The 24,732-nt window shown below is 70.9% G+C and carries 29 protein-coding genes, 2 tRNA genes and 1 pseudogene; 17 read left to right on the top strand and 15 right to left on the bottom strand.

The features are described from left to right. Window positions 1–29: 29 nt before the first annotated feature. The 3 genes from C466_RS06540 (at window position 30) to C466_RS06530 (ending at window position 1,186) form a co-directional block, all read left to right on the top strand. The gene (locus C466_RS06540) at window positions 30–434 is read left to right on the top strand and encodes a fluoride efflux transporter FluC (RefSeq protein ID WP_004598056.1); all 405 of its coding nucleotides are present in this window, start codon (window positions 30–32) and stop codon (window positions 432–434) included. Continuing rightward, window positions 431–793, top strand: a complete 363-nt coding sequence (locus C466_RS06535) for a CrcB family protein (RefSeq protein ID WP_004598055.1) — start codon at window positions 431–433, stop codon at window positions 791–793. Before C466_RS06540 ends, C466_RS06535 begins: the two co-directional genes overlap by 4 nt. Before the next feature lie 78 nt (window positions 794–871). After that, window positions 872–1,186 carry a hypothetical protein gene (locus C466_RS06530; protein WP_004598053.1) on the top strand — a complete coding sequence of 105 codons (315 nt, stop codon included), beginning with the start codon at window positions 872–874 and terminating at the stop codon, window positions 1,184–1,186. Window positions 1,187–1,252: 66 nt separating this feature from the next. Here the strand turns inward: C466_RS06530 and cca are convergent, their stop codons facing one another. Next, on the bottom strand, window positions 1,253–2,683 hold the full coding sequence (gene cca, locus C466_RS06525) for a CCA tRNA nucleotidyltransferase (RefSeq protein ID WP_004598051.1): 1,431 nt from the start codon (window positions 2,681–2,683) through the stop codon (window positions 1,253–1,255). 159 nt (window positions 2,684–2,842) lie between these two features. Here cca and C466_RS06520 point away from each other — a divergent pair. From C466_RS06520 to C466_RS06510, 3 genes are all read left to right on the top strand, one after another. Further along, a tRNA-Asn gene (locus tag C466_RS06520) sits at window positions 2,843–2,951 on the top strand. Window positions 2,952–3,004: 53 nt separating this feature from the next. Next, window positions 3,005–3,469, top strand: coding sequence for a group I intron-associated PD-(D/E)XK endonuclease (locus C466_RS06515; RefSeq protein ID WP_004598049.1), 465 nt, complete (start codon window positions 3,005–3,007; stop codon window positions 3,467–3,469). Window positions 3,470–3,511: 42 nt separating this feature from the next. Then, a tRNA-Ile gene (locus tag C466_RS06510) sits at window positions 3,512–3,587 on the top strand. A 50-nt stretch (window positions 3,588–3,637) separates the two neighbouring features. Here the strand turns inward: C466_RS06510 and C466_RS06505 are convergent. Together C466_RS06505 and C466_RS06500 are read right to left on the bottom strand one after the other, a co-directional pair. After that, window positions 3,638–4,501: a TIGR01548 family HAD-type hydrolase gene (locus tag C466_RS06505; RefSeq protein WP_004598047.1), complete on the bottom strand. Its 864-nt coding sequence runs from the start codon at window positions 4,499–4,501 to the stop codon at window positions 3,638–3,640. 66 nt (window positions 4,502–4,567) lie between these two features. Further along, window positions 4,568–5,053, bottom strand: a complete 486-nt coding sequence (locus C466_RS06500) for a UPF0146 family protein (RefSeq protein ID WP_004598045.1) — start codon at window positions 5,051–5,053, stop codon at window positions 4,568–4,570. Between the two features lie 39 nt (window positions 5,054–5,092). Between C466_RS06500 and C466_RS06495 the strand changes: the two genes are divergently transcribed. The 3 genes from C466_RS06495 (at window position 5,093) to ygfZ (ending at window position 7,191) form a co-directional block, all read left to right on the top strand. Next, on the top strand, window positions 5,093–5,614 hold the full coding sequence (locus C466_RS06495; RefSeq protein WP_004598043.1) for an archaemetzincin family Zn-dependent metalloprotease: 522 nt from the start codon (window positions 5,093–5,095) through the stop codon (window positions 5,612–5,614). Window positions 5,615–5,686: 72 nt separating this feature from the next. Next, window positions 5,687–5,986 carry a DUF6432 family protein gene (locus C466_RS06490; RefSeq protein ID WP_004598041.1) on the top strand — a complete coding sequence of 100 codons (300 nt, stop codon included), beginning with the start codon at window positions 5,687–5,689 and terminating at the stop codon, window positions 5,984–5,986. A gap of 47 nt (window positions 5,987–6,033) precedes the next feature. Further along, on the top strand, window positions 6,034–7,191 hold the full coding sequence (gene ygfZ, locus C466_RS06485) for a CAF17-like 4Fe-4S cluster assembly/insertion protein YgfZ (RefSeq protein ID WP_004598039.1): 1,158 nt from the start codon (window positions 6,034–6,036) through the stop codon (window positions 7,189–7,191). Between the two features lie 40 nt (window positions 7,192–7,231). On the opposite strand, the gene C466_RS06480 is transcribed toward ygfZ, so the two are convergent. The 9 genes and pseudogenes from C466_RS06480 to C466_RS06445 all read right to left on the bottom strand — a co-directional run bounded on the left by C466_RS06480 (window position 7,232) and on the right by C466_RS06445 (window position 15,498). Then, window positions 7,232–8,407 (bottom strand): inorganic phosphate transporter, encoded by a 1,176-nt coding sequence (locus C466_RS06480; RefSeq protein ID WP_004598037.1) that lies wholly within the window; start codon window positions 8,405–8,407, stop codon window positions 7,232–7,234. Next, window positions 8,407–8,538, bottom strand: a pseudogene (locus C466_RS17450) (DUF7859 family protein); the annotation flags it as partial. The gene C466_RS06480 and the pseudogene C466_RS17450, both read right to left, overlap by 1 nt. Before the next feature lie 498 nt (window positions 8,539–9,036). Further along, a complete protein-coding gene (locus C466_RS06475; protein WP_004598034.1) occupies window positions 9,037–9,570 on the bottom strand; it encodes a metallophosphoesterase in 534 nt (177 codons plus the stop codon). Between the two features lie 414 nt (window positions 9,571–9,984). Then, the gene (locus tag C466_RS06470) at window positions 9,985–10,968 is read right to left on the bottom strand and encodes a replication factor C small subunit (protein ID WP_004599610.1); all 984 of its coding nucleotides are present in this window, start codon (window positions 10,966–10,968) and stop codon (window positions 9,985–9,987) included. Between the two features lie 61 nt (window positions 10,969–11,029). Continuing rightward, on the bottom strand, window positions 11,030–11,284 hold the full coding sequence (locus C466_RS06465) for a hypothetical protein (RefSeq protein WP_004598024.1): 255 nt from the start codon (window positions 11,282–11,284) through the stop codon (window positions 11,030–11,032). A gap of 111 nt (window positions 11,285–11,395) precedes the next feature. Then, on the bottom strand, window positions 11,396–12,319 hold the full coding sequence (locus C466_RS06460) for a DUF5995 family protein (protein ID WP_004598023.1): 924 nt from the start codon (window positions 12,317–12,319) through the stop codon (window positions 11,396–11,398). An 83-nt stretch (window positions 12,320–12,402) separates the two neighbouring features. Then, a complete protein-coding gene (locus tag C466_RS06455; RefSeq protein WP_004598022.1) occupies window positions 12,403–13,350 on the bottom strand; it encodes an electron transfer flavoprotein subunit alpha/FixB family protein in 948 nt (315 codons plus the stop codon). After that, a complete protein-coding gene (locus C466_RS06450; protein ID WP_004598021.1) occupies window positions 13,350–14,138 on the bottom strand; it encodes an electron transfer flavoprotein subunit beta/FixA family protein in 789 nt (262 codons plus the stop codon). Before C466_RS06450 ends, C466_RS06455 begins: the two co-directional genes overlap by 1 nt. Window positions 14,139–14,223: 85 nt before the next feature. After that, the gene (locus tag C466_RS06445; RefSeq protein ID WP_004598020.1) at window positions 14,224–15,498 is read right to left on the bottom strand and encodes a helix-turn-helix transcriptional regulator; all 1,275 of its coding nucleotides are present in this window, start codon (window positions 15,496–15,498) and stop codon (window positions 14,224–14,226) included. Window positions 15,499–15,713: 215 nt separating this feature from the next. Between C466_RS06445 and C466_RS06440 the strand changes: the two genes are divergently transcribed. Both C466_RS06440 and C466_RS06435 read left to right on the top strand, forming a co-directional pair. Then, a complete protein-coding gene (locus C466_RS06440; RefSeq protein ID WP_004598019.1) occupies window positions 15,714–17,021 on the top strand; it encodes a DUF7094 domain-containing protein in 1,308 nt (435 codons plus the stop codon). A 94-nt stretch (window positions 17,022–17,115) separates the two neighbouring features. Continuing rightward, complete coding sequence (locus C466_RS06435) at window positions 17,116–17,562, top strand: type IV pilin (protein WP_004598018.1); 447 nt, start codon at window positions 17,116–17,118, stop codon at window positions 17,560–17,562. Window positions 17,563–17,597: 35 nt separating this feature from the next. Here the strand turns inward: C466_RS06435 and C466_RS06430 are convergent, their stop codons facing one another. Beyond that, entirely contained in the window at window positions 17,598–18,287 is a 690-nt protein-coding gene (locus C466_RS06430) for a methyltransferase domain-containing protein (protein WP_004598017.1), read from the bottom strand. A gap of 142 nt (window positions 18,288–18,429) precedes the next feature. Here C466_RS06430 and C466_RS06425 point away from each other — a divergent pair, with 142 nt between their 5' ends. Beyond that, a complete protein-coding gene (locus C466_RS06425) occupies window positions 18,430–19,272 on the top strand; it encodes a DUF6663 family protein (protein ID WP_004598016.1) in 843 nt (280 codons plus the stop codon). Between the two features lie 37 nt (window positions 19,273–19,309). Here the strand turns inward: C466_RS06425 and C466_RS06420 are convergent, their stop codons facing one another. Continuing rightward, the gene (locus C466_RS06420) at window positions 19,310–20,284 is read right to left on the bottom strand and encodes a C-terminal binding protein (protein ID WP_049908393.1); all 975 of its coding nucleotides are present in this window, start codon (window positions 20,282–20,284) and stop codon (window positions 19,310–19,312) included. A 142-nt stretch (window positions 20,285–20,426) separates the two neighbouring features. On the opposite strand from C466_RS06420, the gene C466_RS06415 reads away from it, so the two are divergent. Continuing rightward, a complete protein-coding gene (locus C466_RS06415) occupies window positions 20,427–20,732 on the top strand; it encodes a DUF7536 family protein (RefSeq protein ID WP_004598014.1) in 306 nt (101 codons plus the stop codon). Window positions 20,733–20,834: 102 nt separating this feature from the next. Here C466_RS06415 and C466_RS06410 read toward each other — a convergent pair whose 3' ends face one another. After that, window positions 20,835–21,116 (bottom strand): MarR family transcriptional regulator, encoded by a 282-nt coding sequence (locus tag C466_RS06410; protein ID WP_004598013.1) that lies wholly within the window; start codon window positions 21,114–21,116, stop codon window positions 20,835–20,837. A 293-nt stretch (window positions 21,117–21,409) separates the two neighbouring features. On the opposite strand from C466_RS06410, the gene C466_RS06405 reads away from it, so the two are divergent. The 4 genes from C466_RS06405 to C466_RS06390 all read left to right on the top strand — a co-directional run bounded on the left by C466_RS06405 (window position 21,410) and on the right by C466_RS06390 (window position 24,719). Next, window positions 21,410–21,718, top strand: coding sequence for an EMC6-like membrane protein (locus tag C466_RS06405; RefSeq protein ID WP_004598012.1), 309 nt, complete (start codon window positions 21,410–21,412; stop codon window positions 21,716–21,718). Window position 21,719: 1 nt separating this feature from the next. Further along, complete coding sequence (locus C466_RS06400; RefSeq protein WP_004598011.1) at window positions 21,720–23,540, top strand: ribosome biogenesis/translation initiation ATPase RLI; 1,821 nt, start codon at window positions 21,720–21,722, stop codon at window positions 23,538–23,540. 52 nt (window positions 23,541–23,592) lie between these two features. Beyond that, a complete protein-coding gene (locus C466_RS06395) occupies window positions 23,593–24,336 on the top strand; it encodes a creatininase family protein (RefSeq protein ID WP_004598010.1) in 744 nt (247 codons plus the stop codon). A 116-nt stretch (window positions 24,337–24,452) separates the two neighbouring features. Further along, on the top strand, window positions 24,453–24,719 hold the full coding sequence (locus tag C466_RS06390; RefSeq protein ID WP_004598009.1) for an HAH_0734 family protein: 267 nt from the start codon (window positions 24,453–24,455) through the stop codon (window positions 24,717–24,719). Window positions 24,720–24,732: the final 13 nt, after the last annotated feature.

Below are 24,732 nucleotides of genomic sequence, written 5' to 3'. Positions count from 1 at the left end.
CACAAGCCGTCTCGGACTCTCCCGGGCGCATGGAACGGACGCCGTACGGCTTCCTGCTCGTCGCGCTCGGCGGGTTCCTCGGCGCGGTCGCCAGACACGCGGTCGACGTCGGGGTCGGTCGGGCCCTCGCCGCGAGCGCCGCCGGAGCCGGTCCCGCGGTCCTCGGCGACCCCCTGACCGGCGCGGGGACGCTCGTCACGAACGTCGCCGGGTCGTTCGCCCTCGGGCTCCTCTTAACCCGCGCCTCGAGCGACCGGCTCCGCCTGTTCGTCGGCACCGGCGCGCTCTCGTCGTTCACGACGTACAGCACGTTCGTCGCGGACGCGGTCGCGATCGGAACGCCCGCGGGCGCCTGGTACGTCGCCGTCAGCTACGCGACCGGATTCGCTGCGGCCGCGCTCGGACTCGCAATCGGAGGGCGGGACCGCCGATGACCGCCTCCCCGCTCCTCGCGACGGCGCTCGTCGGCGTCGGCGGCGCGCTCGGCGCCGTCTCCCGGCACGCGGTCGGGATCCGCGTCGAGGGACGCCGGTCGGTCCTCGTCGTCAACGCGCTCGGAAGCTTCGCCCTCGGCGCCGTCTCCGCCGCGCCGATCGGGTCGACGGCGGCGCTGCTCCTCGGCGTCGGCTTCTGCGGCGCGTTCACGACGTTCTCCTCGTTCGCCGTCGGGACCGTTCGGGCGGCGAGCGAGACGGGCGTCCGCGCCGCCGCGACCGTCGCGGCGTCGAACCTCGCGGCCGCGCTGGCCGCGTTCCTCCTCGGATCGCTCCTCGTCGCCGAGAGCGTCGGCTGACCGACGGTTCCCCTCCGCCCCGCCGACGCCGGCTCGGCAAGCGATAGGTACAGCATCCCTCGGCCCGTACCCGTGTCCGTGACCGATACCGACCGCTCCGTCGACGGCGAGTCGACAGATCCGGCCGACTCGGGACCGCTCTCCGACGACGTCGACCCCGAGGACGTCCCCGAGTTCGGCGACCTCTCGATCCCCCAGCGCGCGTTCGTCGCCGCCGCGCAGAACCCCTCTCGCGGACTGCTGGTCGTCGGCCTGTTCGCGTTCGCGCTCGCCTTCTACGCCGCGTTCTGGCTGTCGTTCCCCCGCGCTGCCGGGCTCCTCTCCGCGGTCGCGCTGATCGTCGCCGCCGTCGCCGCGCTCGTCTACTGGCTCCTCGACAGCGTCTCTCGCTGACCGCCGCTCACACGTCGCCGGCGGCTCGGCCCGGCGCCACGCGGCAACAACCCCTCGGCGGCTCCCTCACGGCCGCGGCTCGTAGAACTCCCGGAGCGGTCGGCCGAACGCGGGCGCGAGCGTCGCGACCGCCTCCCCGACCAACACGTCGCGGTCGTCGAACGCCGGCTCCACCTGCGCGCCGAGCGCGACGTCGCTCGCGGCGTCGCTCTCCAGGTACTCCCGGACCGTGGCGAACTCCCGCTCCCGCTCGACGACGTACCGATCCCCGTCGATGAAGGGGCCGTACGTGTCCGGGTCGACGTCGTCCACGTACGACTCGTAGAAGCTCGCGGCGTGCTTCCGGACCGCGACCGGCGGCCCCTCGTGACGCTCGACGGTCGGCCGCTCGGTCACCTCCAGCTCGGCGTACAGCGCGGCCCGCGTCGGCTCGTCGGATACGTCGCGCTCGGCCGTCTCCTCGACGTCGCTCGTCACGGCGGCGTCCGCCGCTCCCGCCGCGTCCGTCATGGCCCGCGCTCGGAGCACGTTGAAGCCGTGGTCGTTCAGGCCGCCGACGATCCCGTCCAGCGATCGCCGGAGCTGCGGCCACAGCTGGTCGTCGACCACGTCGGGAGCGTCGAAGACGACCGCGACAGGGGTCGTCCCCCGGCGGTCGAGGTGAGCGCGGACCTCCTTCGAGTCGAGCGGCTCCGGCTCGTCCGGGTCGAAGAGCGCCTCGCTCGGCGCCGCGAGCAGCTCCCGCGCGTAGTGTTGGAACCGCGCGAGGTTCGCCGCCGACAGCACCGCGGCGACGTTCCGCGTCGGGTCCGTGGGGTCGACGACGACGAGGGGGTCCTCGAACGTGCGCTCGGCATGCCCCTCGGGGTCGAACTCCACCGGCGGGTGCCAGCTCCGCGCGGACTCCACGAGCGGGACGAACCCGCCGAGCTCCAACACGAGCAGCTCCGTGAGGTAGCCCGAAAACCCCTCCGTGCGGAGGTCGCTCCCGTACGCGCCGATCCCCTTCAGGAACGCCTTCGCCAGCACCACGTCCCCGGCGAGGTCGTCGTCGAGCCGCGCCGAGAGGTACGCGTCGTGGAACGGTGTCCGGTCGACGGCGGAGACCAGCTCGGCGGCCCGTTCCACGTCGTGACAGGGGACCAGGTCGACGTCGAACCCCTCGTAGCTCCCCTTCACGTACGGATGCTCGGCGAACTCCTCGTGGCCGTCGGGGAGGACCGCGTGGCCGACGTCGAGGCCGTACTCCTCCAGTTCGGCGCGGTCGAGGTCCGCGTCGAACCGGACGAAGAGATCGATGTCGCGGTCGCCCGCGACCCACGTCCCGCGTGCGGTCGACCCGACCTGAACCACGTCGGCCTCGACGGGGAGGTCGGCGATCGCCTCGCGGGTCCGGTCGGTCAGCGTCGCGGCCGTCTCGCGCAGCCGCTCGCGCTCCTCTGGCTCCGGGAGGACCCGCTCGCGGACCCGCGACAGCACCGCCTCCAACTCGTCCATACCGAACGGTCTCGCGGTCCGGCCGAAAACGTGTCGGTCGGATCGACGGTGTCAGGGCGGAGATCGCGGTACCGTGTTCCCCCCTTCACGACACCCAGATACCGCCCCGTCGGGCGGAAACGAAAGCCATATCAAAACAACGCGAGTATCCGGAAGTGAGCCGAAGTAGCTCAGTTGGTAGAGCGCCTCGCTGTTACGACGTTCGGCGGATCTTCCCCCGACCGTCACAGTCACGAGGCGGTCCCAGGTTCGAGTCCTGGCTTCGGCGTCTCTCCTCGCTCGCAGTCACCCGTTTTCTACGATGCCGAGTGAGGCCGTCGTGTGTCCCGGTTTGACCAGTACGACCGTCTCGAAGAACCGCAAAAGCGAGGACAGGCAACGGAAGCGATCGTCACGGCGGAGCTGGTCGCTCGCGACGTTTCCGTACTTACGCCGGCGTACGACAACGAACCGTACGATCTCGTCATCAGGGTCGGTGGCGAGTTCTACCGTCTACAGGTTAAGACGGCGTACGATGGCAAAAGCGACGGCGCCGTGGAGTTCCGGACTCGGAGCGTTCGAACGAAAAGCGACGGCTACGAGCGAGAGGGGTACGACGGCAAGATCGATTACTTCGCCGCGTTGAACGTCCGGACGGAGGAAGTGTATCTCGTCTCGATCGACGACGCCGGATCGACGGTGACCGCGATCCGGTACGAACCCGCCGCGAACAACAACCGAGCGAACGTTAACTGGCACGCAGAGTACCGGCTCGATAGGGTTCTCGAGGAGCTTCGGTCGGGGTAATGCGGTAACCTAAAGAATGTCCCTCTTGTAGCCGAGACTGTAGGGCCTTTAGCTTAGTCTGGCTCAAAGCCCTCCGCTCATAACGGAGTGATCGCCGGTTCAAATCCGGCAAGGCCCACTTTCCATCGGACTTCGCGATTCGCGGTCTCGGCCGCCACGCGCCGGCGACTACTCCAACAGCTCCACCAGTTCGTTCACGTCCTCGACGACCGCGTCGGCCCCGTTCTCGGCGAACTTCTCGCGGCCGGCCTCGCCGGTGAGCCCCCCGGTGAGGACGCCGATACCGTAGTAGACCCGCGTCTCGTCGGCCTCGTCGGCGTTGCGCGCGGTCCGCACGTCGTCGAGGGTGTCGCCCGCGAACGCGACGCGCTCGACGTCGAACCGCTCGGCGAGCTCGACGAGCGCTCTGGGGTGCGGTTTCCCCTCCTCCCAGTCGTCCATCGTGAACCGGCGGTCCTCGGGCACGTCGAGGCCGACACGCTCCAGGGCGATGTCGGCCTCCGCGGCCGGCCGGCCGGTGAGGACGCCCACGTCGAACCGCGCGGTGAGGTCGGCGATCGTCTCGGGGTCGACGAGCGTTGGCTCGTCGTGGATGTACCCGTCCGCCTCGATCGGCGGCTCGCCCCCCTCCAGCTCGCGGTACAGCTCCGCGCCGAGGTACAGCGCTTGGAACGTCTCGCGGAGCGCGTCCCGGTCCCACTGGTCGCGGACGCGGGCCTGCGCGACCCGCGGGAGGTCGCCGACGACCTCCTTGGCGGCGTCGAGGCCGCCGCCGAGCTCGCGGACGCGGTCGGTGAACTCGTCGACGTCCATTCGGAGCCCCTCGCGGCGGGCCAACACGAACAGCGCGGCCGCGTCCGTCAGCTCCCAGTCGTTGTTGAACCCGCCGGCGTCTTTGAACGCCTGGACCGCGTCGCGGTCGATCGGCTTGCCGCAGACGCGGTCGACCGATTCGAGGATCGCCCGACGGTAGGAGTCCGCCACGTCGACCAACACCCCGTCGATGTCGAGGACCACTGCGTCGACCTGCATACCGCTACCCCGGCTGGCGGCGGAATGAACGTTCGGGTTCGCGGTCGATATCGCGGGTTCGCTCCGTCATCGCGCCACGTACACGACCGTCCCCGATTCGGTCGCCCGCCGCCGGACGTCGACGACCGGCTCCTCGAACCCGAGCGTGGTGAACAGGCAGGCGGCGTCGAGCCGCTCCGCCAGCGCGACGGTCGGCCGCTGGAGTTCGGCGGGGAGGTTCCGCGCGTACACGGCGTCGAACCCGCTCTCGGACGCACTGGGGCCGAGCGCGTTCCGTATTGCCCGCTCGTCGTCGGTCGCCAGCGCCGTCACGTCCGCCGTTACGGCGCGGAGCGATCCCTCGCCCGCCGCCTCGGGCGACTTGGCCGCGTCCCGCGCCGCCGCGTCTCGCGCCGCCTCGCTCATCTCGACGTCGATCGCGACGACCTCGCGACCGCGCTCGGCGAGCGCGCGCGCGACGTCCGGGCGCCGCCCGACACCGATCTCGATCAGTCGTGCGTACGGGTCGAGCGCGGCGACGAGTGCCCGTTCCGACGGCGGTGGTTGGCCCACGGCGCGGCCTTTATGACCGCGGCGGTCAAAAGCGGTTCCATGCTCGTGGACATCGTCCCGGTCGGGGAGGTCACCCCCCGAGTGAAACGGGAGGCCTCCGGTGCGCTGCGTTCCGTATACGACTGCGACGTGACGGTCCACGACGATCAGGCGATCCCCGACTCCGCGTTCGACGCCGACCGCGGCCAGTACCGCGCCGAGGATCTCATCGAGACGGTCACCCGGGTCGGCGGCGGCGAGAAGAACATCGGAATCACGCCCGAGGACCTCTACTACCGCCGCCGGAACTACGTGTTCGGCCTCGCGTACCTCAACGGCAGCGGCTCCGTCATCTCCACGCACCGCCTCCGAACCTCCTCGGACGGCGGCGTCTCCACCAAGCCCGCGGTCGACGTGTTCGGCGACCGCGTCCGCAAGGAGGTCGTCCACGAGATCGGTCACACGCTCGGCCTGGAACACTGCGACAACAGCAAGTGCGTCATGTCGTTCTCCCCCACCGTGCGCGAGGTCGACGTGAAAGAGGAGAATCTCTGTGGCACCTGTTCTCGGATCGTTCGCTGACGGATCGCGCTCTCAGGTCGGGGCTTTTCCCTCGCCGGTAGACGTAAAGTCCGCCCCGCACAAGGGACGCGTATGGCCGCAAAGCCGGAATACCGCGACCGGCCGGACGTCGAGGTCGCGCTGCTCGACGCGCTCGTCGACCGCGGCGACGAGGGGATGACCGTCCTCGAACTGCGCGCGGCCGTCGACGCCGACATCGACGCCGTCGAGGAGGCGCTCTCGGCGCTGAAGGAGGACTCGCTGATCACCGTGGAGTCCGAGGAGCGCGTCCGGGTGTACGCCCACGACAAGGTCGTCCCGGACCCCGAGGCGCCGGACGACGACCCCACGGAGAGCCTCGTCGACGCGATCCGCGACCGCCTCGGACTGTAGCCGCCGGAGACGGCGGCCTTTTGCCCCTCGATCGCGTCCCTCCGACCATGACGCTCGTCTCCGGGACCCACGACGCGCACGGCGCCGTGTACCGCGACCGCGGCGGCCGCGAGGTCGTCGACCATTACGGGAAGCCCGTCCGCGTCGGCAAGGCGGTCCGCAACATCGCCGGCGTGATCGAGATGGGGTACGGCGTCCTCGCCGTCAGGGGCGACGACCGCGTCGAGTTCGTCGACAACGCCGTCTCCAATCGCGTCCCGACCGAGGACGGCGAGGGGACGTACGCCCTCCTGCTCGACCCGCAGGGCGGGATCGAGACGGACATGTACGTGTACAACGCCGACGAGCGGCTGCTCGTCTTCCTCCCCCCGGAACGGGTCGAGTCCGTCGCCGCCGACTGGGCGGAGAACGTGTTCATCCAGGACGTCGAGATCGACGATGTCTCCGACGAGTTCGGCGTGTTCGGCGTCCACGGCCCCAAATCGACGGAGAAGGTCGCCTCCGTCCTCGGCGGTCCGGGCGCGCCAGAGGAGCCGCTATCCTTCGTCCGCGGGTCGATGGTCGACGCCGGCGTCACCGTGATCGCGACGGACGCGCCGCTCGGCGAGGAGGGGTACGAGATCGTCTGCGCCGCCGCCGACGCGGGCGACGTGTTCGACACCCTGATCAACCGCGGGCTCAACGCCGCGCCGTTCGGCTACCGCACGTGGGACGCGCTCGCGACAGAGGCCGGGACGCCCCTCTTCGAGTACGAGCTGGCGGGGACTGTCCCCAACGTCCTCGGCCTCCGGAACGCGCTCGACTTCGAGAAGGGGTGTTACGTGGGTCAGGAGGTCGTCTCGCGCGTGGAGAACCAGGGCCGACCGAGCCGCCGGCTCGTCGGCCTCGAACTCGACGGCGTCGCCGAGGCGGTCGCCGGCGTCGACGCGAACGCGGACCCGCAGGGGGTAGCCGACGCGCTCCCCGCGGCCGGCGCGGCCGTCTTCGACGGCGACGAGGCGATCGGCGAGGTCACCCGCGCGGCGGTCGGCCCCGCGACCGAGGTCCCGATCGCGCTCGCGCTCGTCGCGTTCGACGCCGACCGCGGCGCGGTCACCGTCCGCGTCGACGGCGAGGCGGTCCCGGCCACCGTCGTCGACCTCCCGTTCGTGGACGGAAGCGCGCGGTCCGCGCGGCTGCCGACGTACCCGGAGCTGCGGGCCTGAGGCGCGTTGCGGAACCTTCGGTACCGATCGGGGGCCTCCTTCACACGACGATGTCGACCGCCGAGTAGACGACGAACCCGAGCGTGAACGCGCCGACGAGCGACCCGATCCACGCGAGCACCGTGTACCCCATCTTCTTCCGGCTCACGCCAGCGTCGCCGGCGGCGTAGCCCGCGCCGACGATCGCCGAGACGATGATCTCGTTGAACGAGACCGGGATCCCGAACGCGACGGCGGTCTGCGCGATCGCGAACGACGGGATGAGCGCGGAGATCGACCGCCGCGGCCCCATCGAGGCGTAGTCCTGCGAGATCGCCTTGATCATCCGCGGCGCGCCCGTCCACGACCCGGCCAGTAGCCCGACGCCGCCGCCGACGAGCAGCGCCCATAGCGGGACGCCGACCTCGCTGAAGATCGGGACGAGCGGACCGATCGCGAGCCCCACCTGCGACCCGCCGGCCGAGAACGCGACGAGCCCGCCCATCGCGAGGAGGAACCGCCGCTGGGCGCCCTCGCGGTCGCGGCCGAGGTCGGCGTACACGGCGACCGCGACCACGGCGGCGATCGCGAGGCTCACCGCGGGCGGCCCCGCGCCGCCGATCCCGAGTCCCGACCCGAGGACGCTCGCGACCGAGGCCTGCTCGCCGGCGGGACCGAGCAGCGCGAACCCGACGTTCGCGAGGATCGCCCCCACCAGTCCGGCGAGGACCGCCGTGAGCGGTCGCTCGGGAAGCGACTCGCCGATCAGCAGCCGGGCGACGCCGTAGGCGACGCCGCCGCCGACGAACGGGGTGAGCACCCACAGCGTCCCGATCTCGGCGTACTTCGGCCACGCGGGGTCGCCGCCAAGCGCGAGGCCGACGCCGACGACCGCCCCGGTGACGGTGAACGCCGTCGCGATCGGGTACCCCGCGAAGACGCCGATCGCGACCAGCGCGGCGGCCGTGACGAGCGCGACGATGGCCGCCGCGGCCGTGAGCGTCACGCCGCCGATCAGCTCGGTGCCGACCGCCTCGGTCACGTTCGCGCCCTGGAGGATCGCGCCGAGCAGCCCGAGGACGCCGACGATCAGGCCCGCGCGCATCACGGAGATAGCGTTCGCGCCGACCGCGGGCGCGAACGGGGTCGACCCGGAGGAGCCGGCGCCGATCGACCACGCCATGAAGAGGCTGGCGGCGGCCGCGACGAGCAGCGTCGCGGCGGTGACGACGACCATCAGTTCCGCCCGTCGTTGTACCCCTCGTTCAGCCCGGCCACCGTGCGCCGGACGAGGAGGAACCCGAAGAAGAACAGCCCGAGAAGACCCACCAATAAGAGTACGAACAGCGGTTGGACCGGGAGCATACGCTCGAATCCGTCGGCACGCGGTTATAACTTTCGAGCCGACCGGTCGCGCGACCGCGCCGTCCCGCCGCCCGCCGGCGATCGGATCGGTGACTAAAACGCGCCTTTGTCTCTCAGCCACGTATATGTCGATACCCGCACTACGTGTAATCGCGACCCCCGCTTCGGCCCTCACACGCCCCAACACGCCGGTCGACCCGCCGGCCGGTCGGACTCGCGGCCGCTCCCTCCCCTGCCCGGAACCCCTCCCCGGTCGCCCCGTCCGACCGCCGGCGCCCGCACCCGCGCCGATCCGGGTCCGCCACCGCGCACACGACGGTCGACCGGCCCGGCCGTACGCGGGGCGTCGCGATCGGTCCCCGCCGACGCAGCGGCGACCCGATCCGCCTGTTTCTCGCGCTTCCGTCTCCGATCCGAACTCCGCTCCATTACTCTGCGCCGCCCCCGTTACTCTGCGCCGCCCCGTTACTCTGCGCCGCCCCGTTACTCTGCGCCGCCCCGTTACTCTGCGCCGCCGCCCTCGATACGGAACTCCTCGAAGACCTTGCCGTCCGGCGTCACCAGTTTCCCGTCCAGCGCGCTTCCCCTCTCGTCCCCGACCGGCGTCAGCTCCGCGTGCGCCGGGCGGTTGCCGCGCGGCTGCGCGTGGCTGCCCGGGTTCAGTATCGGGAGGCCGCCCGAGTCGTCGAACCGCGGGCGGTGGCTGTGGCCGCAGATCACGGCGTCCGCGTCGCGGCCGCGACCGAGCATGACGAGCCCCGTGTCGCCGCTCCGGTGCCGGTGCGTGACCGCGAACCGGACCCCAGCGTACTCGACGGTCCGCACCTCGGGGACTCGGTCGCGGATCGCCGCGTCGTCGTTGTTGCCGTAGACGGCGCGGAGGCTCGCGGCGGCCGACCGAAACGCGTCCAAGACGGGCTCGTGGTAGAAGTCGCCCGCGTGGATCACCAACTCCGCCTCGCGGACCGCCGCCGCGGTCCGCCCCTGAAGCTTCGACTCCTCGCGTGCGTGCGTGTCGGAGACGACGACGAGCATACCGACCGTCGGCGCCGCCGTGATTTAAAAAGCGCGCCTACTGCCGAGGCGCGTGCCTCCGAGCGCCCAACGGGCGCGAGGAGCACGCGCGAGGGAGTCAGCCGGGCGGAGCGAAGCGGAGGCCGGCTGACGAGGCTGGGGAGGCGTGAGGTGTGGTTGCTGTGCGGGGCGGGACGCAAAGGGGCAGCCGCGAGGACGGCGCAGACGACGTAAGCACCGCAGGAACGAGCACAGCGAGTGACGAGGAGCGCAACGAGTGTGCGCCGTCCTCGCGGCTGGGGCTTTGGGGGTGTTCGTCGTCGATCTGCTCTCAGCCATTTATAAGCGAGCGGCTGGGGCTTTGGGGGTGTTCGTCATCCGTCCGCGGCCGACTGTTTAGAAAACAACGAGCGGAGATCCGGCCCCGGTCTATCGCTATTCGTCCAACGTAAGCGCCGCGAGCAGCGACTCCAGCTGGACCTGCTCGTTGGCGCCCTCGGCGATCCGGTAGTCGGCCTCGCCGATGCGCTCCATGAGCCGCACCGCCTCGCGCTCGCTCAGTTCGAACTCCCAGACGGAGCGGTGGAGCTGGTCGATCACGTCGCCGCCGGCCATCCCCGTCTCCGTGAGCAGCGTGTCGAGGGTCGACCGCGCCCGCGCGAAGTCGCCGTTCAGCGCGTCCGTCACCATCGACTCGATCTCCTCCGGGCGGGCGGTCGCCGTGATCGCGTACACGGCCTCCTCGTCGACGACGTCGCCGGTCGTCGCCGCCGCCTGGAGCGAGTTGATCGCGCGGCGCATGTCGCCGTCGGCCGCGTAGACGAGGGCGTCGACGCCCGCGTCGGTCACCTCGATCTCCTCCGCGGCCGCGATCTCGCGGACCATCCCGCCGACCGCCTCGTCCGACAGCGGCGAGAACCGGAAGACGGCGCAGCGCGACTGGATCGGGTCGATGATCTTCGACGAGTAGTTGCACGAGAGGATGAAGCGGGTGTTGTCGGAGAACTGCTCCATCGTGCGGCGGAGCGCTGACTGTGCATCATCCGTGAGGCTGTCGGACTCGTCGAGAAACACGATCCGGAAGTCGCCGCCGAACGACGAGCGCGCGAACCCCTTGATCCGGTCGCGGACGACGTCGATCCCGCGCTGGTCGGAGGCGTTCAGCTCCAAGAAGTTGCCGCGCCAGTTGTCCTCGCCGTAGATCTCGCGGGCGATGGCGGTGGCCGCGGTGGTCTTCCCGACGCCCGCAGGCCCCGAAAAGAGCAGGTGGGGTACGTCGTCCTGCGCGATGTAGCTCTGGAGGCGCTCGACGATCTCCTCTTGGCCGTGGATGTCGTCGAGCGTCTGCGGCCGGTACTTCTCGATCCAGATCTCCCGCCCGGTCGCGGTCGCAGCCGCCTGCTCGTCGGCCTCGCTCATTACGCGATCCGACGGTCGGCGGGGTGATAAACGAACCGAGACCGGCCCGCCTCCCTCGGGGTCAGTCGCTCCGCGAGAGCCGCTGGAGCTCGTAGGCAAACACCCAGACGCCCATCAGCACGCCGAGGGGAACGACCACCTCGGCGATCTCCCGCGACACCGGCAGCTCCGCGACGTCGACGAGCAGGTGCGTCGTCGTCGCGGCCATCTGCGCGAACAGCTCGTACTCCTCGCGGATCGCGTTCGTCAGCATCGACCCGACGACGAGCATCACCATCGCGGCGACGCCGTGGATCGTCCCCCGGATATGTGGCATAACCGTCATATCTGCGACGAGTGTCATAGGTGTTTCTCCCCTGGCAGACGCTCCGCCGGGGACGCGAGTTCGCTACGTCTGGACTCCGCTGGAAGGGTCACGGTCCGCTTCCTACATCCGCCGCCGGACCGCCTCGTCGAAGGCGTTCGCCACGTCCGCGTCGGCCTCCCCGTCCCGCAGGCGCGCGCTCTCGGCCGCGTCGAACTCGGGCGCGAGCAGGACCGCGGCGGCGCCGGTCGCGACGGTCTCCGTCCGCCAGTCGACGTACGGCTCGCCGGCCCACTTCGGGAGATCGGCACGCAACACGGCGTTCCGCCAGGCGAACTCCCGGACTCCCCGCAGGCCGAGCAGCGCCAGCCGGTCGTCGAGGGGGTCGAACAACCGATCGATCCCGGCGATCCCCACCGCGTCGTAGGCCTCGACGAGCGCGTCCTGCGCGGTCTGGACGAGGCGCGCGAGAATCGCGTTTATCCGGTCGTGGTCCTCAAGTTTGGCGCCGCGGTCGGGGTCGATCCCCACGTCGCCGAGCGCGTACGTGAGGTCGTAGGTGATGTGCGCGTTGATGCCCAGCAGGGCGTCCTGCGCGACGACCGTCTCCCCGCGGGCCGCGGCGGCGAAGGCGAGCAGCCACGGCCGGGGAAGCGAGTCGAACGCTCGCCGCTCGAACGCGACCAGCGCCCGCCGGTAGCGCTCCGCGAAGGCGACGAGGTACGCGGCCGTCCACTCCGGATCGACGAACGCGCCGTCGTCGATCGCGTCCCGGACGGTCGCCGTCATCCGGCTGTACACCGTGAGGAACACCGCGCGCCGGTCGCCGCGCTCGCGGAGGTACGACTCGGTCCGCGCCAGCCGCTCGTCGACGTCGGCGACGGACGCGAACGGCTCCGACACCAGATCGAGCAGCGCCGCGTCCGGCTCGTCGTCCGCCAACGACTCGGCAACGTCGTCGGCCTCGACGTCGACCGTTTGCCGGATCCCGGCGAACAGCGCTCTCGCTTCCTCGGCGGTCGGGACGGCGGTGCGGATCGGGGTCATCGTGACGCGACGGCGGTCGCCGTCGGACCGCCCGGTACTCGGTCGGAGTCAAAGAGTGTTGCTGCCGGAACCGCGCCGCCGGCCTACGCGAACTCGTCGATCAGCTCGGGCACCACGTCGAAGAGGTCGCCGACGATCCCGTAGTCGGCGATGTCGAAGATGGGCGCGTTCGGGTCGGTGTTGATCGCGATTATCGTGTCCGACCCCTTCATCCCGGCGACGTGTTGGACCGCGCCGGAGATGCCGACCGCGATGTACACGTCCGGCGTGACGACCTTCCCCGACTGGCCCACCTGCCGGTTCTTCGGCAGCCAGCCGTTGTCGACGATCGGCCGCGAGGCCGAGAGGGTCGCGCCGAGCGCGTCCGCGAGCTCCTCGACGAGCTCGAGGTTCTCCTCCTCCTCGATGCCGCGGCCGACCGAGACGAGCACGTCGGCGTCCGCGATGTCGACGTCGCCGCCGCCGACCTCCTCGAAGCCCGTGACGCGGGCGCCCGATTCGGGGATGTCCACGTCGGCCGCCTCGACGGTCGCGTCGCCGACCCCCTCCGCGGGCGGCCACTCGCCGCCGCGGACGGTGAGCACGAAGCGGTCGCCGGCGACGTCGACGGTCGTCTCGACCTTCGAGCCGTACATCTCCCGGGTGACGGTGAGCCCGTCGTCGTACTCGATCCCGACCGCGTCGGTCACGACCGGGACGCCGAGGTCCTCGGCGAGGGCGGGCGCGTAGTCGAGCCCGTTGACGGAATTCGGCAGCACCACCGCGCTGGCGTCGATCCGGTCCGCGAGCGTCGAGACGGCCGCCTGGTAGGCGTTGTGGTCGAACTCCTCGCCGTCGTCGACCGCGTGGATGGCGTCGACGCCCTCGCGGTTGACGTCCTCCGCGAACCCCTCGACGTCGCCGCCGACGACGGCCACGTGGAGGTCGCCGCCGCGGGCGTCGGCGAGCTCTCGCCCGGCCGTGATCGCCTCGTACGTCACGTCCCGGAGCGCGCCGCGGCGGTGTTCGGCGGCGACGAGCACGTCGGCCATCACGCGCCCACCCCCTTGTCCCGCAGGACCTCGGCAAGGCGACCCGCGGACTCGCCCGCGTCGCCCTCGATGATCTCCGCGTCGGACTCGCTCTCCGGCTCGTACATCTCGGTGATCGTCAGCGCGCTCTCGACGTCGTCCGCGGTCAGCCCGAGGTCGGACAGGTCCTTCGCGGCGATCTCCTTGCGCTGGGCCTGTCGGATCCCGCGGAGGCTCGCGTACCGCGGCTCGTTGATCCCGGTCTGGACCGTCAACACGGCCGGGAGGTCGACGTCGGTCAGCTCCTCGACGCCGCCCTCCAGCTCTCGGTGGACGTGCGCCACGCCCGCGTCCGCGTCGACGTCGAGGTGGTTAACGACCGCGGCGTGCTCGAAGCCGATCCGCTCCGCGAGCGCGACGCCCGTCGCGCCGAAGCCGGTGTCCGCGGCCTGGACGCCGCCGAGGACCAGGTCCGGCTCCTCCTCGTCGACGACCGCCTCGAACAGGGCGACCTTCGAGGCGACGTCGGCGAACCCGCCGTCGAGCGCCTCGTCCCAGACGCGGACCGCGCGGTCGGCGCCCTTCGCGAGCGCCATGCGGATCGTCTCCTCGGCGCGCTCCGGCCCGACGGTGACGGTCACGACCTCGTCCGCGATCCCGGCCTCGGCGAGCTGGACGGCGGCCTCGACGGCGTAGTCGTCCCACTCGTTCAGGTCGTACTCGAGGTCGGACTCGGCGATGTCGGTCCCCTCGATGGCGAAGTCGTCGTCCGCCTCCGCGACCTCCTTGACGGTCACCAGAACTTTCATGATCGATACTCGGTCGCTCGCCCTGTAATGGTTTTCGGAACGGGCGACGGCGGACCAGCGGTTTCCGCGCGCCGCGATCGGGTCGCTACTCGTCTTCGCCTGCGTCGTCCCCGCCCGCCTCGTCGTCGGGCAGCGAGATGAGGTTCTCCCGGCCGAGCCGGAGCTTCTCGACGCGCCCCTCGTCGGCCATCGCCGAGAGCAGTTGCGACACCTTCGCGTCCGACCACCCGGTCTCGGCGACGATGTCGGCCTGCCGCATCCGGCCGCCGTTCGCGTCGAGGAGCCGCTCGACGCGCTCCTCGTCCGAGAGCAGCGAGAGGTCCTCCTCGTCGTCGTCCGCCGCTTCGGCCGCGGACGCGCCGCCGCCGGTCTCCGGAGCACCGCCCGCGCCCGGGTCGCCGGTCGGGTCCCGCTCGGCGCCGCTCGCCGCGCGCTCACCGCCGTTCGCGGCCGACTCGTCCGGCCCGCTCTCCTCGTCGTTGATCCGGCGGTACCCGACAACGCTCCCGGCCACGAGGGCAGCCGCGAGCACGATCGCGGCCATCAGCATCGTCCACGGCGCGCCCGCCCCCGCGGGCCCGTACACTATCACCACGGGCTCGCCTCCCTCGAACGTCTGGGGGCCCTCGATGATCACGTCGCCGTCCGAGAGCTGCGTCACGGCGCTGCTCGGCGTTCCGGTGACCGTGTACCCCTCCGGCGTCGCCACCTCCAGCGTCTGGCTCGCCTCGAGGCTGCGGAGCCACGTCTCGTTACCGGGCGTCGTCAGCGCGTCCCCGAGGACGAGGCTCTCGCCGTCCTGCGCCAGAAACGACGTCCAGGTGAAGCGGAGCCGGAGCTCGCCGACCGCGACCGCATCCTCCGTGGCGACGTCGAACTCGCCCGGGTCCTCGTGGACGACGACCTCGCGTTCGACGTTCTCGATCGCCATCGACCGGTCGACGTTCCGGTTCGCCTCGCGGCGGAACCCCTCGAACAGCTCCGCGCTCGGGCCGACCTCGCCGTCGAGGAAGCGGTCGCCGGCGTCTCTGAACACCCTCGTCTCGTTCTCGTCCGCCAGCGAGTACCGGACCACGACGGTCCAGTCGGCGCTGCGGTCGGAGTTCAACGCGAGTCGGATCCGCGTCGTCGACGGCGACGTGATGCCGTCGCCGGTCTGCTGGCGGACCGTCGTCGAGCGGTCGTCGACCGACTCGCGGACGCGCGGTTCGTCACCGACGGCCGGCACGTGGGCCGGGGCGTCGTCCGCGGCGAGGGGGGAGGGGGTCGTGGTCGCACCGTCGGCCGCGCCGCCGGCGCTCGCGACCAGCGCGAGCGCGACGACAGCGACCAAGAGCGCGCGAAAGGCGGGGTTCCGCATACGTCTCGGGCCACTCGCGCGCCGGGCAAAACGCTTTCCATACGCTGTTTTTTGACAGGATTCTGGAACGAGTTCGGCTGCCGGACCCCCGTTTGCCCCCGACGCCGACCCGCGCGGCTCCACCGGCCGCGGTTCGCCCGCGACGCCCGGCCGCACGACCCGCCGGGCGACCGCAGTGGGTGGACTTTTTGTGTCGCGGGTCGAACTCCAAGACGATGAGAGCCCTCCCCATCGCCGCGGTCGCGGTCCTGCTGCTCGTGGCCCCGGTCGCCGGCGTCACCGCGCCCGGCGCCGTCTCGCCGTCCACCGATTCGGCCCCGTCCACCGATTCGGCCGGTCCCGTCGACTCCCCGCTGTCCGCCGATTCGGCATCGACCGTCACCGGACAGACGACGCCGCAGATCGACACGGCGAACCTCACGTTCCGGACGCTCTCGACGCCGCCCGGGGCGGAGACGCGCGTCAGCGCGTACACTCGCGGCCCGGACCTCGGGTCGTCGCTCGGGTTCGCAACCGCCGACGCCGACGCCGCCTTCGAGACCGCGGCCGTCGTCGACCGGATCGAACGCGCCGAGGCGGGCGTCGAGCGCCAACAGCAGATCCTCGCGGAGCTCAACCGCGTCGAGCGCGCGGAGGTGGCGCTGAACAGCCGCCAGACCGCCGCCTTCAGCGCGCACGCGGCCGGCGAGATCAGCGACCGCGAACTGGTCGACGAGCTCGTCCGCGTGGCCGCGACCGCCCGCGAGTACGACGAGCGGCTCGACGCGATCGACGCGCTCGCCGAGTCGACGGACGGATTCAGCTCGCCCGGCCGGCTCGACGAGCTCCAGGTGGCGCTCCAGGTGTACGAGGGGCCGGTCCGCGACCGAGCGCTCGCGGCCGCTCGCGGCCAGTCCTCACCGAACGAGCTGTACGTCGCGTCGAGTCAGGGCGCCGTCGTGCTCGCGACGGTCGTCGACGGCGAGTACGTCCGCGAGGTGTTCCGAACTGATCGCTGGGACCGCGGCGGCGGCGACATCTCGAACGACGCGGCGATCGAGATGACGGAGGCGGCCTACCCCGAGACGGCCGCGCTCCGCGAGCCGGACGCGTTCGGCGCGGGCTCCGTCCAGCGGATCACCATCCCGCACGAGGTCGGAACGCTCCGGACGTTCGTCAGCGGCGGCACCGAGCAGGTGTTCGTCGAACACCAGCGCATCGACCTGTCCGCGTTCCCCGACAGCGAGCCGGTCACGGCGGCGGGCGACGGGTTCAACGTCACCGTCGAACGGACGTATCCCGGCGGCCCGGTGACCGTGACCGTCCTCGACGACGAGACTGGCGAGCCGGTCCCCGACGTCACCGTCACCAAGTCGGTGGGCGACGGCGACAGCCAGACGATCGGGACGACCGACGAGGAGGGGGTCGTCCGGACGCTCTCGCCGGCCGAGACGTACCGCATCACGGTCGTCGACGAGCCCCGCGTCGTCGTCCTCGGCGACATCGAGCCCCTCCCGACGCCGCGGCCGGTCGACGACGAGTGACGGCCCGACTCGGGGCGTCGCCGCCCGGGCCGACCCTTTTACCCGAAACCGCCGCAGTGCCGCCGTGCCACCAGTCGTCCGTCGCGCCCGAGGGATGGCGCCCGTCGCGGGCGTGCTGCTCATCGCGATCACGGTCGTGTTGGCCGGCGGCGTCGCGGCCGCCACGCTCGACGGCCCGACCGCGACGGTGCCGCCGTCGGCGGCCCTGTCGTTGTCGGCGACCGACGACCGGATCGCGATCGACCACCGCGGCGGCGACCCGATCGACGCCTCCGCGGTGACGATCCGCGTCAGCGTCGACGGCGAACCGCTCGACGAACAGCCGCCGGTCCCGTTCTTCTCGGCCGCGGGCTTCCATCCCGGACCGACGGGGGCGTTCAACTCCGCGGGCGGCGACACGCTGCGCGCCGGAGAGACGGCGACGTTCCGCGTCGCGGACACCAACGACCCGACGCTCGAACCAGGCCGGCGAGTCACCGTCGAAATCACGGCCGACGGCCGGCCGGTCGCGACGCTGGAGGCGTTCGTCGACTCGGGGTGAGAACGCGCGTCTCGGACGGATCGGTTCCGACGCCGCTACTCGGCGTCTGGCGCCGTCGACGCGGACTCCTCGGCGCCCGCCGCCGAACCGTCGACCCCCTCGTCGCTGCCCGGGACGCGAGCGACGGTCGTGATCGCTCTCGGACTCTGGGGCGTCGCCCGCTGGATGTGGTGTTCGAACTCCTCGTAGCCGGCCGCCTCGAACATCCGGTCGGCCTCGTCGGCGTCGTAGAACAGCATGATCGCGTCCGCCACCCGCTGGAGGATCGGGTTGTGCGGGTAGTCGGGCCCGACGACGAGCACCTGGCCGCCCGGCTTCGCGACCCGCCGGAGCTCGCGCAGCCCCTCGACGGGGTTCGGCCAGTACTCGATGGAGCCGGACGACCAGACCACGTCGAACGCGTCGTCGCGGAACGGGAGCCGCTCGGCGTCGCCCCGGTAGAAGTTCACCCTGTCGTGCTTCCCGAACTTCTCGAACGCCTTCTCCATCTGGTGGACGCTCTGGTCGAGCCCGTGGACGTCGTCGGCGTGTTCGAGCAGTCCCTCGGTGCCGAACCCGGTCCCGCAGCCAACGTCGAGCACCGTCGGGTCGTCGCCGAACTCCAGCCACGAGAGCGCCTCCGCCCGCATCTCCTCGTTCCAGTTGAAACGGTTGATCCGGTCGTACACCTTCGAGAGGTACTTGTAGAAGAGCCGGGCGTTCGACTTGTCCTCGAGGATCCCCATTTACCGGTTCCTTGGGCCGGCGGCCCCATAACGACACGGATCCGGGAGCGGGATCCGAGTCGGATCCCCGGCCGAGGCCCAGGGGACGACCGCACCGGTCCGCTTCCGACCGGCTTTTCCGGCCGCCGTCCCATCGTCGGATATGGACCCGACGACGAGCGGCCGGTTCCGCGTTCACGACCGCCGCCGGCGGCCGGACATCGACGACGAGTCGGACGGGGCCGACTCGGCCGCGACCCCCGACGACGCCGAGGAGTTCGTCCTCGTCGAACTTGCGGACGAGCCGGTCGACCCGACGGCCCCCGACGCCGAGGACCGCTTCGACCCCCTCTACGCCACCGCGGAGGGGTACGAGGGCGACCTCGCCGAGGCCGTCGACGCGCTCCGCCCCGGGTTCGTCGTCGACGCGACGCTGGCGTGGACCGACGGCTCCGCGCGCTTCCGCGAGGTCGACGTCGTCCGCGAGACGCGGTTCCGCTTCGCCGACGGCGTCGAGGGGATGTTCGAGGCGGCCGTCGAGACCTGGCGGCAGATCCGCGCCGAAGGGGAGCCCGTCGGCTCGATCACGACCCGCTCGAACGACGGCGACCCCAACGGCGCCTTATACCTCTTCGCCGATGCGCCCGGCAGCGACACCTTCGACGAGGTTCGGACGGGGCGGCTCCCGATCGAACCGCTCGTCGCGCGCGTGAACGATTCACGGGACGGCGACGACCCGCGAGAGGTGTTCGTGTTACGCCCCGCGGAACACGAGTTCGTCGCCGTCTACGTCGTCTTCGACCGCGACGGCGTCCTCGCGCAGACGGTTCGAGACACCTACGACCTCGGCCCCGGCCTCGCCGCGGGGCTCGACGCGAGCTATCCGGGCAGCGACGGCGGCGACCCCACCGCCCCCAGCGGTTCGGACGGGAGCGGCGACTCGGGCGCGGACGACGACTTCGACGACGACCTCGACGACGACTTCGACGCGCTCGACCGCCTGTAGCCAGCCTCGCCGCTCCTCTCGCGACCCGCTGCGGTGCCTACAGCCAGTCCGCGTCGGGGTCGACCCGACCGTCGGGCGTCTCGCCGTTCAACACGGCCGCCACGTCGGCGGCGCCGCTCCGGTTCAGGTCGTCTCTCGCCTCCTCGCTGTACCACGCCGCGTGCGGCGTGACCACGGTATCGTCGCGGCCGACGAGTGGGTCGTCCTCGGGCGGCTCCTCGGCGAGCACGTCGAGGCCGGCGGCCTTGACCTCGTCCGCCTCCAGCGCGTCGAGCAGGGCCTCGGCGTCGACGACCGGGCCGCGGCTCACGTTGACGACGACCGAGTCCTCGCTCAGCCGCGCCAGCGCGTCCGCGTCGACGATCCCGCGCGTCGCGTCCGTCAGGGGCGCGTAGACGCCGACGTGGTCGGCCCTGTCGAACAACGCGTCGAAGTCGACCTTCTCGACGCCGTAGTCGGCCATCTCCTCCGCGTCGACGAACGGGTCGTACGCGACGAGGTCGGCGCCGAACCCGGAGAGCTGCTCGGCCGCCCGCTTCGCGATCGGGCCGAACGAGAGCAGTCCGACGGTCGACGCGCTCACGCGCCGAGTCGGGACGCCGGCTTCCCAACTCCACCCGCCGGCCGCGACCGCGTCGTCGTACGGCTTCAGCGATCGCAGGCAGGCGAGCAGCAGCGAGACGGAGTGGGTCGCCACCTCCTCGGTGCAGTAGTCGGGGACGCGCGTGACGGTGACGCCGCGTTCCGCGGCCGCGACCACGTCGATGTTGTCGACGCCGACCGCCGACCGTACCACGACGTCGACGTCGGCGGCGTCGAGCGCCGCCTCGGTGACCGGCGTGTTGATGTCGGTGACGACCGCGTCGGCGCCGGCCGCCGCCTCGATCAGCCGCTCCGTCGACCCCATCTCCGCGACTTCGACCTCGACCGGCTCGTCGACGGCGTCGGCGAGGACCTCGCGGTACGTCTCGGGGTCTATCATCGGGAACGCCGACAGCACGACTCTGGGCATGCGCCGCGGTTCGCCCCCGACCCACTTGACGGCTGTCACTGACGCCGTCAGGCCCTCGTACGTCCGTTTCGATCGTGATGGACCTCGGAGGGGCGCGGCGCGTTCCGATGGCTCTTTGCGGTCGCCGGCCGTACGACTCCCCGTGAGCGAGGACAGTTCGAAGCCGCCGATGCTGGTTCTCCTGGAGTCGCTGTCGTTTTACCGCAACGTCCGCGTCGGCGCGGCGGCCGGCGCGCTGCTTGCGGCGGTTTTGTACCTCGTCAGGACTTTCGAGCTGCTCGGACCGGTGATAGACACGCGCGACTACCCGCTGTTCGGCCCGGACGTCTGGTTCCTCCTGCTCGCGTTCGTGCTGGCGGCGACGTCGGCGCTGTCGGTGGCGGTCGCCCTCACGATAGCGGCGGCGGTCCGCGGCGCACGCGAGGGCGGGGCGGAGCGGCCGGAGTAGCCGGACGCCGCGGAGCGACAGGCGCGACGGAGACGCGCCGCTCGCACTCGCCAGTGCGGATGCGTAAAAACGGAGGCCGTGCGGACGACGGGAAACGGAGCGTCAGTCGGCGGTGCAGGAGGCCTCGCTCTCGTCGGCGGTGAACTCCTGAGCCGGTTCCGTGAGCTTGTAGAGGTTCTGTCTGGCGTCCGCGAAGTAGACGTCCTCGTCGACGACGCCGATCCCCTCGAGCCGTTCGAGCGCGTATCGGACGGTGCGGGCCGACAGCATCGACTCTTGGACGATCCCCTTCTGGGTCAACGGTCCGTTGTACTCGAGCACCTTGAAGACGAGTTTGGCGCTCGGTGGGAGGTCGTCGAGCCCCTCCGTTTGAGTTCCTTCCATCGTTACGATTCGAAACCGCACACGCTCATAAATGTTGATGGAGCATGGCCGTCTGAGCGCCGTTTACCGGTAAAAACGGCCGCATTTCGCGCCATAATACAGCAAAAAACACCGGTAACCGGCCGCTGGACTGACCAGTCAGTCAGCGATTTAGCTCGCGCGCGCCTCGGCCGCGCCGTCGCGAGCCGGCCCGACGAGCGGAGCGGCACCGGCGGCACCGGCGGCGCCCCGTCGCGGTCGCGGGCGGCGGCCGGAACGAACGGCTTTTCACGGGCGCTCGCGGATCCGAAGGCATGAGCGACGATTCGGGCCTGTCCGACCACGCGCGTGGCGTGGTCGTCACGACCATCTGCTGTCTCGCCGGGATCGCGGCCGGCGTCGTCTCGGCCGTCTACGTCGGCACCGATCCGGCGTCCGCCGCGAGCACCACTGCGGTGTTCGTGCTCGGCGCGTTCGTCATCGCCCAGTACCCGATATACAAGGCCGTCGGCGTCGGCGACCTCGGGATCAAAGACAACCTCTACGTGGCGTTTCTCACGTTCACCCTCTGGTTCATCAGCTACACCGTCCTGCTGACGTCCGCCGTCGACCTGGGGGTCTGAGATGGCCGACGACAGCATCGCCGTCGTGGACCTCGATCGGTGCCAGCCCGACCGCTGCAACTACGAGTGCATGAAGGACTGCCCGCCCAACCGGACGGGCAAGGAGTGCATCACGGAGCGGGGCGAGGACACCGAGGAGGGCGACCCGGAGCAGATCCACATCTCCGAGGAGATCTGCTTGGGCGAGACCTGTGGCATCTGCGTCAACTCCTGCCCGTTCGACGCGATCGAGATCATCAACCTCCCCTCCGAGCTCGACGACGACCCGGTCCACCGCTACGGCGACAACGCCTTCTCGCTGTACGGCCTCCCGACCCCCGAGCCCGGCAGCGTCACCGGTATCCTCGGCCCGAACGGGATCGGGAAGTCGACCGCGGTCCACGCGCTCGCCGGCGAGATGGTCCCGAACCTCGGCGACCACGCGGCCGACGGCGACTGGGAGCGCGTCCTCGACCGCTTCCGCGGCACCGGGCTCCAGAACTACCTCGAGTCGCTGCGCGACGGCGACGTGACCGTCGCGCGCAAGCCGCAGTACGTCGACCAGATTCCGAACCAGTTCGACGGCAACACCCGCGAGCTGTTGGAGCGTACCGACGAGCGCGGCGCGCTCGACGACCTCGTCGACCGGCTCAACATCCGCCCGGTGATGGACCAGGACATCGACTCCATCTCCGGCGGCGAGCTCCAGCGCGTCGCCATCGCGGCCTGTCTCGCCCGCGACGCCGACTTCTACTTCCTCGACGAGATCACGCCGTACCTCGACATCGGCCAGCGGATGATCGTCGCCCGGCTCATCCGCGAGCTAGCGGACGACGACGCCGCCGACCGCTCGATGCTCGTCGTCGAACACGACCTCGCCATCCTCGACCTGCTGGCGGACACGCTCCACGTCGCGTACGGGGAGCCGGGCGCGTACGGGGTCATCACCGACCCGAAGTCCGTCCGGAAGGGGATCAACGAGTACCTGAAGGGGTACCTCGACAACGAGAACATGCGGATCCGCCCGTCGGCGATCACCTTCGAGGAGCACGCGCCGCGGGTCGCCTCCCGGAGCGAGACGCTGATCGAGTACCCCGACCTGCGGAAGTCCTACGGCGACGGCGAGTTCGAGCTCCGCGTCGAGGGCGGCGAGATCAACCGCTCCGAGGTGCTGGGCGTCGTCGGCCCGAACGGGATCGGGAAGTCAACGCTCGCGCAGCTGTTCACGGGCGATCTGGAGCCCGACGAAGGGGAGCTCGACTTCGCGCTCGACATCTCCTACAAGCCGCAGTACATCGACATCGACCAGCACATGCGGGTCGACGCGTTCCTCTCCTCGATCACGGACGAGTTCGGCTCCTCCTACTGGAACACCGAGATCGCGCAGCCGCTCCAGCTGGAGCGCGTGATGGAGCAGAACCTCTCGGACCTCTCGGGCGGGGAGCGCCAGCGCGTCGCCATCGCGGCCTGCCTCTCCGACGACGCCGACCTCTACCTGCTCGACGAGCCCTCCGCGCACCTCGACGTCGAGCAGCGCGTGCGGGCGACGACCGCGATCCGCCGGTACGCCGAGAACCACGACGCGACCGTGATGGTGATCGACCACGACATCTACATGATCGACCTGCTCGCGGACCGGCTGATGGTGTTCGACGGCGAGCCGGCCGAGCGCGGGCGCGCCGCGCCGCCGCAGGACATGCGCGACGGGATGAACGAGTTCCTCGCCGACCTCGAGATCACCTTCCGCCGCGACGAGCGCACCGGCCGCCCCCGGATCAACAAGCCGGGGTCGCAGCTCGACAGCCAGCAGAAGCGCGACGGCGAGTACTACTACTCCGGCTGAGGCGGTCGCCGCTACCCCGAACCTTTCCTCGCCCGACTCCGGAGTCCCCGTCATGCCCGAGACGGACGCCGACCTGTTCGGCATGACGTGGGAAGAGGCGGGGGACGCGATCGACGACGCCGACTTCGCGGTCCTCCCGACCGGCAGCATCGAACAGCACGGCCCGCACCTCCCGGTGTCGACCGACACGCTCCGCGCGGACCACCTCACCGCCGAGCTCGTGGACGCCGCCGACGAGTTCGACCTCGACCTGCTGCGGCTCCCGACGCTGCCGTACGGGCAGTCGGAACACCACATGCGGTTCCCGGGGACCGTCACCCTCTCGACGGAGACGTACGTCGACGTGGTCCGGCAGATCGGCGAGTCGGTGGCCGAACACGGCGTCGACCGGCTGCTAATAGTAAACTGCCACGGCGGGAACCGCGAGCCGCTGTCGGTCGCGGCCGACCGGCTCGGCCGCGACACCGACCTCACGGTCCACTTCGTCCACTGGACGGACTTCGCGCGCGAGGATCTGGAGGAGGCGTACGGCGAGGGATGGGGTCACGCCGGCGACCACGAGACGAGCTTCGTCGAGCTGTACCGCCCGGACCTCGTCCGGTCCGAGAAGAAGGAGCCGCAGGAAGCCGACGAGATGCCCCGAACGCGGAGCTACGAGTACTTCGACGAGGTGACCGAACTGGGCGGGCTCGGCGACCCGACGAACAGCGACCCGGACGCGCTCGAACCGATCGTCGCCGCGACGACCCGCGAGATCCTCGGCGCGCTCGTCGAGGACCTCGACGCGGGCTGGTGAGCGCCGCGGCTCCGCGCGCCGGCGGTGTGTCGACGCGCCCGCTCGCGCGCGGCCCTCTCCGCGATCCGATCCGCGGTATCGAAGCGATTAAGCCCGGAACACGCGAACGCCGGCACATGTACCACCTCATCATCCGCGGCGACCCCGACATCCGGAAGGACGCGGTGATCGAGCACGACGGCGAGGAGCTGGTCTGTTTCGGTATCAACGTTCAGGGCGGCTGGCACGGCCCGGACGAGCCGCAGCTCTGGTGTACCGTCGGCACCGAGGACGAGCGCGAGGCGTACGACAAACGCGAGTACGTCCCCCACTGGCTCGACGTCGAGACGGTCGACGCCGAGGACCTGAACGTGATCAAAGCGAAGGGCGAACTCTCCGTTTAAAATCCTCAAACGA

The sequence above is a fragment of the Halorubrum distributum JCM 10118 genome (assembly GCF_000337335.1).
GTDB lineage: Archaea > Halobacteriota > Halobacteria > Halobacteriales > Haloferacaceae > Halorubrum > Halorubrum distributum.
Note: the sequence above shows the minus strand (reverse complement) of the source record. Positions and strands in the feature narration are given on the sequence as shown.

What these genes read in the sequence shown, in the direction of transcription:
- C466_RS06540 (WP_004598056.1), top strand. Translation starts at nt 30, where the DNA reads ATGGAACGGACGCCGTACGGCTTCCTGCTCGTCGCGCTCGGCGGGTTC.
- C466_RS06535 (WP_004598055.1), top strand. Translation starts at nt 431, where the DNA reads ATGACCGCCTCCCCGCTCCTCGCGACGGCGCTCGTCGGCGTCGGCGGC.
- cca (WP_004598051.1), bottom strand. Translation starts at nt 2,683, where the DNA reads ATGGACGAGTTGGAGGCGGTGCTGTCGCGGGTCCGCGAGCGGGTCCTC.
- C466_RS06505 (WP_004598047.1), bottom strand. Translation starts at nt 4,501, where the DNA reads ATGCAGGTCGACGCAGTGGTCCTCGACATCGACGGGGTGTTGGTCGAC.
- C466_RS06495 (WP_004598043.1), top strand. Translation starts at nt 5,093, where the DNA reads ATGCTCGTGGACATCGTCCCGGTCGGGGAGGTCACCCCCCGAGTGAAA.
- C466_RS06490 (WP_004598041.1), top strand. Translation starts at nt 5,687, where the DNA reads ATGGCCGCAAAGCCGGAATACCGCGACCGGCCGGACGTCGAGGTCGCG.
- ygfZ (WP_004598039.1), top strand. Translation starts at nt 6,034, where the DNA reads ATGACGCTCGTCTCCGGGACCCACGACGCGCACGGCGCCGTGTACCGC.
- C466_RS06480 (WP_004598037.1), bottom strand. Translation starts at nt 8,407, where the DNA reads ATGGTCGTCGTCACCGCCGCGACGCTGCTCGTCGCGGCCGCCGCCAGC.
- C466_RS06475 (WP_004598034.1), bottom strand. Translation starts at nt 9,570, where the DNA reads ATGCTCGTCGTCGTCTCCGACACGCACGCACGCGAGGAGTCGAAGCTT.
- C466_RS06470 (WP_004599610.1), bottom strand. Translation starts at nt 10,968, where the DNA reads ATGAGCGAGGCCGACGAGCAGGCGGCTGCGACCGCGACCGGGCGGGAG.
- C466_RS06465 (WP_004598024.1), bottom strand. Translation starts at nt 11,284, where the DNA reads ATGCCACATATCCGGGGGACGATCCACGGCGTCGCCGCGATGGTGATG.
- C466_RS06460 (WP_004598023.1), bottom strand. Translation starts at nt 12,319, where the DNA reads ATGACCCCGATCCGCACCGCCGTCCCGACCGCCGAGGAAGCGAGAGCG.
- C466_RS06455 (WP_004598022.1), bottom strand. Translation starts at nt 13,350, where the DNA reads ATGGCCGACGTGCTCGTCGCCGCCGAACACCGCCGCGGCGCGCTCCGG.
- C466_RS06450 (WP_004598021.1), bottom strand. Translation starts at nt 14,138, where the DNA reads ATGAAAGTTCTGGTGACCGTCAAGGAGGTCGCGGAGGCGGACGACGAC.
- C466_RS06445 (WP_004598020.1), bottom strand. Translation starts at nt 15,498, where the DNA reads ATGCGGAACCCCGCCTTTCGCGCGCTCTTGGTCGCTGTCGTCGCGCTC.
- C466_RS06440 (WP_004598019.1), top strand. Translation starts at nt 15,714, where the DNA reads ATGAGAGCCCTCCCCATCGCCGCGGTCGCGGTCCTGCTGCTCGTGGCC.
- C466_RS06435 (WP_004598018.1), top strand. Translation starts at nt 17,116, where the DNA reads ATGGCGCCCGTCGCGGGCGTGCTGCTCATCGCGATCACGGTCGTGTTG.
- C466_RS06430 (WP_004598017.1), bottom strand. Translation starts at nt 18,287, where the DNA reads ATGGGGATCCTCGAGGACAAGTCGAACGCCCGGCTCTTCTACAAGTAC.
- C466_RS06425 (WP_004598016.1), top strand. Translation starts at nt 18,430, where the DNA reads ATGGACCCGACGACGAGCGGCCGGTTCCGCGTTCACGACCGCCGCCGG.
- C466_RS06420 (WP_049908393.1), bottom strand. Translation starts at nt 20,284, where the DNA reads ATGCCCAGAGTCGTGCTGTCGGCGTTCCCGATGATAGACCCCGAGACG.
- C466_RS06410 (WP_004598013.1), bottom strand. Translation starts at nt 21,116, where the DNA reads ATGGAAGGAACTCAAACGGAGGGGCTCGACGACCTCCCACCGAGCGCC.
- C466_RS06405 (WP_004598012.1), top strand. Translation starts at nt 21,410, where the DNA reads ATGAGCGACGATTCGGGCCTGTCCGACCACGCGCGTGGCGTGGTCGTC.
- C466_RS06400 (WP_004598011.1), top strand. Translation starts at nt 21,720, where the DNA reads ATGGCCGACGACAGCATCGCCGTCGTGGACCTCGATCGGTGCCAGCCC.
- C466_RS06395 (WP_004598010.1), top strand. Translation starts at nt 23,593, where the DNA reads ATGCCCGAGACGGACGCCGACCTGTTCGGCATGACGTGGGAAGAGGCG.
- C466_RS06390 (WP_004598009.1), top strand. Translation starts at nt 24,453, where the DNA reads ATGTACCACCTCATCATCCGCGGCGACCCCGACATCCGGAAGGACGCG.